Genomic DNA, 8,976 nt, shown 5'->3' with positions numbered 1-8,976 from the left:
CCGTATGGAGTGCGTGGATTGAAATTACCTTCGCAAATTGCGTTGCACTCTATTTTTTCGGTCGCACTCTGTATGGAGTGCGTGGATTGAAATTTTGAAGAAGTGACAGGCACTAAGGTCTCTTCAAAGTCGCACTCTGTATGGAGTACGTGGATTGAAATATTGGTTACCCTCTCCTTCCTGACCCACCGACATGTCGCACTCCGTATGGAGTGCATGGATCGAAATATGCCTTACTCCTTTGGATGTTAAAGTTAACAGACTTACCACTTTCTACATTAACCTGTAGCATGAGGTAAGTTTTTTTTGCATATTCTTATTCCTTCTCGAAAAATTACATAATATTCTAAAAATATAGTATTTATAAAAGGAATATGTATTATTGTGTCGAAAGTAAATCATAAGTCTTTTTACCTATATATATGGGTTTAATGTCTTGAAATTCGGTGGAGGTGAGAGGGTATGACCTATATTGCTCATATTCGTCAACAAGATGGAGCCATTCAGACGGTTCAAGATCATTTGATTGAGGTTCAGCAGGGAGCGGAGCGAGTTGGTGAGAAGATTGGCGTCAAATATTTAGCAGGAATTGCGGGACTGTTACATGATTTAGGAAAAAATACAGACCAGTTCAGGGATTATATTCAGGATGCTGTCGCAAATCCGGATGCTCCTCCTCGAAAAGGTTCGGTCGATCATTCAACCGCTGGTGGACGTTTGTTACATCGACGTTATCATCATAAGGCTGCGTCAGCCGAAGTTAAATCAACGGTCGAGTGGATTGCCAATTGTATCATTTCACATCATCAGGGTTTAAGAGACTACGTATCACCAGAGAAGACTTCACCGTACATTGAGCGAGTGGTTACGAAACAATTGGATCAATACGAGCAAGCGGAAGAAGAGTTTTTCAAGCACAATTCGCCTGAACAATTGGACGAGATGTTCAAGCAAGCAACAGACGAACTTCAACAATACATACAGATCATCAAGAAGCATAAACTTCCCCCCATCGCGGGATCTCTTCTTATCAAATACATCTTTAGTTGTCTAATTGACGCAGATCGAACCAACACAAGACGATTTGAGGAGAATGAGCCACAGGCAGCCAAAGTAGATGATTCATCGTTCTTCCAAAAATCCTATGAGTTGCTATCGCAACATCTAACTAATCTTAAGAAAGGGAGTACCGCGAACACTCCGATTAACCAATTGCGACGGGAAATGTCCCGGCAATGTGAAGAATTCGCATTTCGCCCTTCAGGGGTGTACACCTTATCTATTCCCACAGGTGGAGGTAAGACACTCGCCAGTATGCGATACGCGCTAAGGCATGCAATAGAGTATAACAAACAGCGGATTATTTACATCGTCCCGTACACCACCATCATTGAACAGAACGCCGCGGAGATCCGCAACATTCTGAGGGCAGATGATATGATTCTGGAACATCATTCGAACGTGGTAGATGACAAGGACGATGAACGCCAAGATGGTGACGAGGGTGAGACCTATGATCAGCGCAAAAAGAACCTCAAGCTCGCCCGTGATCACTGGGATCGCCCCATTATTTTTACAACCATGGTTCAGTTCCTGAATACCTTCTACGCCAAAGGCACTCGAAATGTTCGCAGATTGCATCAACTATCTAATGCCGTCATCGTATTTGATGAAGTGCAATCCGTGCCTGTGAAATGCATCTCATTATTCAATGCGTCGCTTAATTTTTTGCATGTTGTGGGTCGCTCAAGTTTGTTGCTATGTACAGCGACTCAACCTGCACTTGATTTTGTGAAGCATAAGCTTCATTTTTCAGTAGAGCCTGAGATTATCCAGAATTTAGAGCATGTGGAACAAAGTTTTAAACGAGTAGAGTTACACGACCGCACACAGGACTCACCATCAGGCTGGGGAGCGGAGGAATTGTCTTCATTTGTGCAGGAACAGATGAGGGAAGTAGATAGTGTACTGGTCATTTTGAATACCAAGACTGCCGTGCGCAAACTCTTCGAGCAACTGAATGCAGCTGAATGGTTACAGGATAGTGGGGCACAGGTTGTGCATCTAAGTACGAATATGTGTGCCGCACATCGTAAAGAGATGTTATCTGGTGAGAATGGTGTCATTCAAAGGTTGGCAAAAGGGGAACGCATTATCTGTGTCAGCACACAACTCATCGAAGCTGGCGTTAACATCAGTTTCGAATGTGTAGTTCGCTCACTCGCAGGACTGGATTCCATTGCACAGGCAGCTGGAAGGTGTAATCGTCATGGGAAAGATGAGATTCGTAATGTGTATATCATTAAATCCTCAGATGAAGTTCTAACCCATCTACCCGAGATCAAAACGGGTGCAGCAAAAACAGAACGTGTACTGCAACAGTTCCAGGATGACCCTGAGTCACTCGGGTATGATTTGTTATCTGCCAAGGCGATGACGTGTTATTTCCAATATTACTTTAATGATATCGCAGATCAGATGCACTATCCCATTCCTAAGCTAGAACAGAACCTGTTCGATCTCATGGATCGGAATCGGTATTATGTGGACGCCTATAGAAAGAGACATGATCAGAAACTGGAAGTGGTGAATCAATCGGCTATTGCTACAGCTGAGAAGTATTTTGAGGCTATATCAACGAATGCGACTCCCGTCATTGTTCCATATGGTGAAGAAGGCAACGAACTGATTATGGATTTGAATGGTAAGCTCGAACCCGGTGAAATGGGGGAATTACTGCGGAAAGCTCAACAGTACACAGTGAATATCTATGATCATGAACTCCGGGCATTAGAGAAAAACGGAGATGTATACCCACTCTTGCATGGACATGCTCTGGCTTTACGAGAACCCGCATATTCTGATGATTTTGGTGTGGAAGCCAAAGGTGAGGGTGCTTGGGAGAAAGCAATTATTTAATGGTTGACCCATAGCATTTTGAAACCGGGGAGATCCATGGTGCATGCTCTCCTCATAGACACATCATGTAGATCGAAAGGAGTTGAACCATTGAGAAATCAAATCGAATTCGAGGTTTCTGGAAACTATGCGCTGTTCACCGATCCACTGACCAAGCTTGGGGGAGAGAAATTTTCCTATCAAGTCCCTACATACCAAGCTCTCAAAGGCATTGTTGAATCGATTTACTGGAAGCCTACGCTCATTTGGATTGTGGACGAGGTTCGAATTATGAATACGATCCAAACGGAATCCAAGGGAATGCGTCCGATTGAATATAGCGGTGGTAACACACTGGCGTATTACACCTATTTAAGAAATGTACGATATCAGGTGAAAGCTCACTTTGTATTTAATCCTCATCGCGAAGATCTGGTACATGACCAGAACGAACACAAACATCACAATATAGCGAAACGGGCAGTCCAGATCGGAGGGCGCCGTGATATCTTTCTGGGAACACGTGAATGTCAGGCTTACGTTGAACCTTGCCATTTTGGCGAAGAAGAGGGTTGCTACGATCGGATAGCGGAGATTGATTTTGGTACCATGCTTCATGGGATCAGTTATCCGGATGAGACAGGCAGCAATGAGCGAGAGATACGCCTGTGGAGAGCGAAAATGCAGCATGGAGTTATTCAGTTTATCCGTCCTGATGAATGTACATTAGTACGAAAGGCTGGAGAAGGTGAAGCCAAAGTATTTGGTGCAGGCAACATGCAGTCTGTAGATGAACTTTATGCAGACATGTTAGGGAGTGAGGTGGGCGAATGAGCTGGCTTGCTAATTTAAGCAAAACGTATGATGACCATGTCGATGTTGTGGGGCAATTTGAAACGAAAAAAAATGGTCGGGAGTACGCCCTAATTCCGATCTCGCACACGACACAGACTGCTCATATTGAAGTGCATTTGAATGGAAAAGGAAATATCGTAAACGCCTATGTCGTGGACAAGAATGATGGCAGCACCATTATCCCTTGCACGGAAGCGGCTGCGAGCAGAACGAGTGCGCCAGTACCTTATCCGCTTTTTGACAAGTTAGTCTATGTTGCCGGAGATTACACTTCCTTTTGCGGTGAGGTCAAGGGAACGCCTTATCAGGATTATTTGATTCAATTGAAAGCTTGGTGCGAATCTCCCTTTAGTCACCCTAAAGTTCAGAGTGTACTTCACTATGTCAGCAAAGGCACGCTCATCGCTGATCTGGTGGACAGAGGTATACTTCATGCAGATCGTCACGGGAAACTTCTGGATAAATGGACAACTGAATCTGGAGACCCGGAGAGTAAAAAACCGGATATTTTCAATGTAATCGCTTCGGATCAGAGTGGGGCATTTGTCCGTTTTGCCGTAGATCTTCCGGGGGAACCCGAATCAAGATTATGGCGTGACGCTTCCGTACAACAATCGTTTATCCAGTTTTACGAAACGAGTTTGCAAGATACGGATCTCTGTTTTGTAACAGGGGAACAGTCACCTGTTGCAGATAAACATGCTTCACGAATCAGGCATTCAGGGGACAAATCCAAACTGATCTCAGCCAATGACTCCAGTGGGTTTACTTACCGAGGTCGTTTTCGTACTAGTCGTGACGCAGCGGTTGTTAGTTACGCAGCATCACAGAAGGGACATAACGCGCTGAAATGGCTCATCGATCGGCAAGGGACTACGATTGATGGCAAAGTTTTTCTGGTGTGGGGAAGTACACGTCTTGAGATGCCAGAACCTCAGGAGGATTCATTCAGCTTGTACGATGAAGACGAAGATGAGGTAGCTACTGGTGGTGACAGGACTCACAAGGAGTTTGCTTTGCAGATTAGAAAGGCCCTTGGTGGCTTTCGATATGACGGAGAGTACAACTCCAAACATGAAGTGACGATTATGATACTCGATGCAGCCACACCAGGCAGGATGGCTATCATGTATTATCGGAATTTGGATCAGAACATGTACCTGGATCAACTACAGGCTTGGCATGAGAGTTGTTATTGGTTGCATCGGTATCGGAAGAATAAAAACGACCAATACGTCTCTTTTATCGGAGCACCTGCGACCAAAGACATTGCTTATGCAGCCTATGGCCCAAGGGCCAGTGAAAAGATCGTGAAAGGTCTAATGGAGCGAATGCTCCCGTGTATCGTGGATATGCAGCCTGTTCCGCTAGATATTGTCCGTAGCTCGGTGAATCGTGCTTCTAATCCGGTAGGTATGGAGAACAACTGGGAGTGGGAGAAGACACTGAGTATTACGTGTGCACTTGTTAATAAAGAGGAGGGGTATGGATTGAGTTTGAATACAGAGACGGAAGATCGCAATTATTTGTTTGGCAGATTGCTTGCAGTGGCCGATGTATTGGAGAGAAGTGCTCTTGGCAAGGAAGAAAAACGAGCTACGAACGCCATTCGATATATGAATGCTTTTGCACAACGCCCTGGGAGAACCTGGATTATTATTCAATCCAATCTGCAACCTTATCAAGCCAGAATGGGCACGAGTGCAAGATACTATAATTCCCTGTTGGATGAAATCGGGGATAAGTTGAAGATGGACGATTTCACAGATAAACCACTTACAGGATTATATCTGCTTGGTTTTTACAGCCAGCGTAATGATCTGTACACCAGTAAAAAAGACAAGGAAGCTCTCGCTGTATCCGATATCAACAATGAAAATCAAATGAATGAACAAGGAGATAACTAAATATGAGTACACTCGATCACAAAATTGATTTTGCTGTTGTATTATCCGTTCGTAATGCCAATCCCAACGGTGACCCGTTGAACGGAAACCGTCCTCGTCAGAATTATGATGGCTTGGGAGAAATCTCGGATGTATGTATCAAACGCAAAATCCGAAATCGCCTGCAAGATATGGGAGAAGCGATACTGGTTCAGTCCGATGAAAAACGTAACGATGGTCACCGCTCTATTAAAGACCGTGTTGATGCTAATGAGAATGTACAAGAGCATGGCAAAGGTAAAAAAGCGAATAAAGAATTATATGCAGATGCTGCATGTCAGTCGTGGATCGATGTACGAAGCTTCGGGCAAGTATTTGCTTTTGGTGGAGGAGAAAGTGTATCCGTTGGGATTCGTGGCCCGGTATCCATTCATACGGCGGTTAGTTTGGATCGGATCGATATCTCCAGCATGCAAATTACGAAGAGCGTTAACTCTGTAACTACAGCCAAGGACCCGGACAAAAAAGGCTCAGACACTATGGGAATGAAACACCGCGTAGATTTTGGAGTGTATGTATTTTATGGCAGTATCAACACTCAATTGGCTGAGAAGACAGGCTTTACATATGAAGACGCAGAGAAGATTCGTGAAGCGTTGAGAACAATATTTGAAAATGATACTTCTTCTGCCCGTCCTGACGGCAGTATGGAGGTTCACCAACTGTATTGGTGGGAGCATAGTTCCAAAATGGGGCAATATTCATCTGCGAAGGTGCACCGTTCCCTGAAGATCGAATTGAAACCTGATTTAACCGAAGCCAAATCGTACGACGATTACAATTATACCGTTATACCCCTGGAAGGCTTGGCCGTTCAAGAATATGAAGGACTATAATGAAGAAGACTACCTGCTGCTTTCAGGCATTCAACATTTTAACTTTTGTCGAAGGCAGTGGGCGTTAATTCATATTGAGCAGCAGTGGGAAGACAATGTACGTACGATTGAAGGAGATCATTTGCACCGAAAGGCAGACCAACCAGCGATCCGTGAGAAAAGAGGCGATAAACTGGTGGTTCGTGCTCTTCCGGTGCAATCGAGGGAACTGGGAATTACAGGCATATGTGATGTAGTTGAATTCATTCGTGATCCGTCTGGAATCCCTCTTGCAGGTGAAGAAGGATTATACCTTCCATATCCAGTAGAATACAAGCGAGGAAAGCCGAAACGTAATGATTCCGATCACTCGCAGCTGGTGGCCCAGGTCATGTGTTTGGAAGAAATGCTCGTATGCGATATTTCTCAAGCTTACTTTTATTATGATGAGATTAAGCATCGAGTGGAGGTAGTCATTACAGAGGCAGACCGGGAGCGGGTAAGAGCAAGTATTCAGGAAATGCGTCATTATTATGAGCGAAACCATACACCAAAAGCCAAAGCGGGTCCCCATTGCAAGAGTTGTTCTCTGAACAACATTTGTGTGCCTGACATTTTGAGCAAAAGATCTGTATCAAGCTATATCGAAAGCAGGTTATCTGAATGAAAAAACTGCTGAACACCCTGTTTGTTACTCTACCGGATACTTATCTGGCGCTGGACGGGGAGAATATTGTGATTAAGCAGGAAGAGACCATATTGGCACGTTATCCGCTACATAATCTCGAAGCCATCTGTACCTTTGGGTATGCGGGAGTAAGTCCAGCTCTTATGGGGGCTTGTGCGTCACGTAATGTGAATCTAACCTTTATGACGCGGACAGGACGATTTCTGGCCCGGGTGATTGGTGAAGATCGGGGCAATGTAGTACTGCGTAAGGAACAATATCGCATTTCAGATGATGAGGTGCGGAGTGCGCGCCTGTCACGCAATATGATCATTGGCAAGTTGTACAACAACAAATGGATTTTGGAACGGGCAACGAGGGATTACGCCCTGCGTATAGATACGGAACGAATGAAGAAGGTAACAGCTTCCTTGGGTGAAACGATGAAATTGTTGCGCGAAGTGGAGCAATTGGATGTATTGCGTGGTTTGGAAGGTTCGGCTGCTGTGCAGTATAATTCGGTGTTTGATGACCTGATTTTGCAGCAGAAGGAGTCGTTTTATTTTTATGGTCGAACCCGGCGTCCGCCGCTCGATAAGGTAAACGCGCTCTTATCCTTTGCATATACGCTGCTTTCCAATGACATGAAATCTGCTTTGGAATCAGTAGGATTGGACGCTTATGTCGGTTTCCTGCATCGTGATCGTCCTGGAAGGGCATCGCTTGCCCTCGATATGATGGAAGAGCTTCGAGGTGTTTACGCGGATCGCTTCGTGCTGTCGCTGATTAACAAAAAGATCGTGGATGGCAAGGGCTTCTATGTAAAAGAAAATGGAGCGGTCATCATGGATGATGATACCAGAAAAGTCGTAATTAAGGCTTGGCAGGATCGTAAGCAGGAGAAAATAACGCATCCTTATCTAAATGAACAGATCCCATGGGGGCTGGTTCCGTACTCACAAGCTTTGTTGCTGGCAAGGCATATACGTGGTGATCTGGATGAGTATCCTCCATTTCTGTGGAAGTAGGTGACATATTAAATGCTGGTGCTCATTACATATGATGTGAGTACGACAGACAGTGAAGGCCGAAGACGATTATCCCGAATAGCCAAGAAATGTGTTGATTATGGTCAGCGGGTGCAAAATTCAGTCTTCGAATGTTTGCTGGATGCGGCCCAATTCAAGAAATTGCAATTGGAGCTGGAAGCGATGATTGATAAGAAAACAGACAGCTTACGGTTCTACAATCTCGGCGATAATTATAAAAGCAAGGTGCAGCATGTTGGAACGAAAGCATCTTACGATATGGGCGATCCCCTCATCCTGTAGCAGGTGCGAATGCCAAGCTCACATGATTTTCCCGGGGGATTCGCACCTCAGATTTTGTCGAAATCCTCTTTTTTGTGACCTTTTGGCAACGATTTTATGGGCAGTTGGGATTGCTCGCTATGCGTTTGTTATAAAAGTATCGAAAAAACGTAATTATACTAGTGAATTGCTGTATGTACGTTCTTTTTCGCGGTCGCACTCTGTATGGAGTGCGTGGATTGAAATTCCTTTCTTTATAAATCAGACAATCTTGTCCCTGGTCGCACTCTGTATGGAGTGCGTAGATTGAAATCTCCTTGGTGGTCGCGGCTACATTGTCAAACCGCGGTCGCACTCTGTATGGAGTGCGTGGATTGAAATAGAACTATCGAGTCCGTGATCGTGTATATGACTTCGGTCGCACTCTGTATGGAGTGCGTGGATTGAAATGTTAAGGTAGATAAGGGATTGTTGATCGCAGATAG

General features: G+C 44.7%; 7 protein-coding genes. All 7 read left to right on the top strand.

The window, feature by feature from the left end; translation table 11 throughout:
- The first annotated feature begins 462 nt into the window (after window positions 1-462).
- The 7 genes from AMS66_RS28635 to cas2 all read left to right on the top strand — a co-directional run bounded on the left by AMS66_RS28635 (window position 463) and on the right by cas2 (window position 8,512).
- Entirely contained in the window at window positions 463-2,919 is a 2,457-nt protein-coding gene (locus AMS66_RS28635; protein ID WP_053784012.1) for a CRISPR-associated helicase/endonuclease Cas3, read from the top strand.
- A 90-nt stretch (window positions 2,920-3,009) separates the two neighbouring features.
- Complete coding sequence (cas5c, locus tag AMS66_RS28630) at window positions 3,010-3,732, top strand: type I-C CRISPR-associated protein Cas5c (protein WP_053784011.1); 723 nt, start codon at window positions 3,010-3,012, stop codon at window positions 3,730-3,732.
- Window positions 3,729-5,660, top strand: a complete 1,932-nt coding sequence (gene cas8c, locus AMS66_RS28625) for a type I-C CRISPR-associated protein Cas8c/Csd1 (protein WP_053784010.1) — start codon at window positions 3,729-3,731, stop codon at window positions 5,658-5,660. Before cas5c ends, cas8c begins: the two co-directional genes overlap by 4 nt.
- A gap of 2 nt (window positions 5,661-5,662) precedes the next feature.
- Entirely contained in the window at window positions 5,663-6,535 is an 873-nt protein-coding gene (gene cas7c, locus AMS66_RS28620; RefSeq protein WP_053784009.1) for a type I-C CRISPR-associated protein Cas7/Csd2, read from the top strand.
- Window positions 6,522-7,181, top strand: coding sequence for a CRISPR-associated protein Cas4 (cas4, locus tag AMS66_RS28615; RefSeq protein ID WP_053784008.1), 660 nt, complete (start codon window positions 6,522-6,524; stop codon window positions 7,179-7,181). The genes cas7c and cas4 overlap by 14 nt, the downstream gene beginning before the upstream one ends.
- Window positions 7,178-8,209, top strand: a complete 1,032-nt coding sequence (gene cas1c / locus AMS66_RS28610) for a type I-C CRISPR-associated endonuclease Cas1c (RefSeq protein ID WP_053784007.1) — start codon at window positions 7,178-7,180, stop codon at window positions 8,207-8,209. Before cas4 ends, cas1c begins: the two co-directional genes overlap by 4 nt.
- Before the next feature lie 12 nt (window positions 8,210-8,221).
- Window positions 8,222-8,512 (top strand): CRISPR-associated endonuclease Cas2, encoded by a 291-nt coding sequence (cas2, locus tag AMS66_RS28605; RefSeq protein ID WP_053784006.1) that lies wholly within the window; start codon window positions 8,222-8,224, stop codon window positions 8,510-8,512.
- Window positions 8,513-8,976 lie beyond the last annotated feature (464 nt).

The sequence above is a fragment of the Paenibacillus xylanivorans genome (assembly GCF_001280595.1).
Taxonomy (GTDB): domain Bacteria; phylum Bacillota; class Bacilli; order Paenibacillales; family Paenibacillaceae; genus Paenibacillus; species Paenibacillus xylanivorans.
The sequence above is the reverse complement of the archived record's forward strand: the minus strand, read 5'-3'. Positions and strand labels throughout refer to the sequence as shown.

Bases quoted from the DNA above. Each gene is read 5' to 3' on its own strand.
- AMS66_RS28635 (WP_053784012.1), top strand. From the start codon at position 463: ATGACCTATATTGCTCATATTCGTCAACAAGATGGAGCCATTCAGACG.
- cas8c (WP_053784010.1), top strand. From the start codon at position 3,729: ATGAGCTGGCTTGCTAATTTAAGCAAAACGTATGATGACCATGTCGAT.
- cas7c (WP_053784009.1), top strand. From the start codon at position 5,663: ATGAGTACACTCGATCACAAAATTGATTTTGCTGTTGTATTATCCGTT.
- cas4 (WP_053784008.1), top strand. From the start codon at position 6,522: ATGAAGGACTATAATGAAGAAGACTACCTGCTGCTTTCAGGCATTCAA.
- cas1c (WP_053784007.1), top strand. From the start codon at position 7,178: ATGAAAAAACTGCTGAACACCCTGTTTGTTACTCTACCGGATACTTAT.
- cas2 (WP_053784006.1), top strand. From the start codon at position 8,222: ATGCTGGTGCTCATTACATATGATGTGAGTACGACAGACAGTGAAGGC.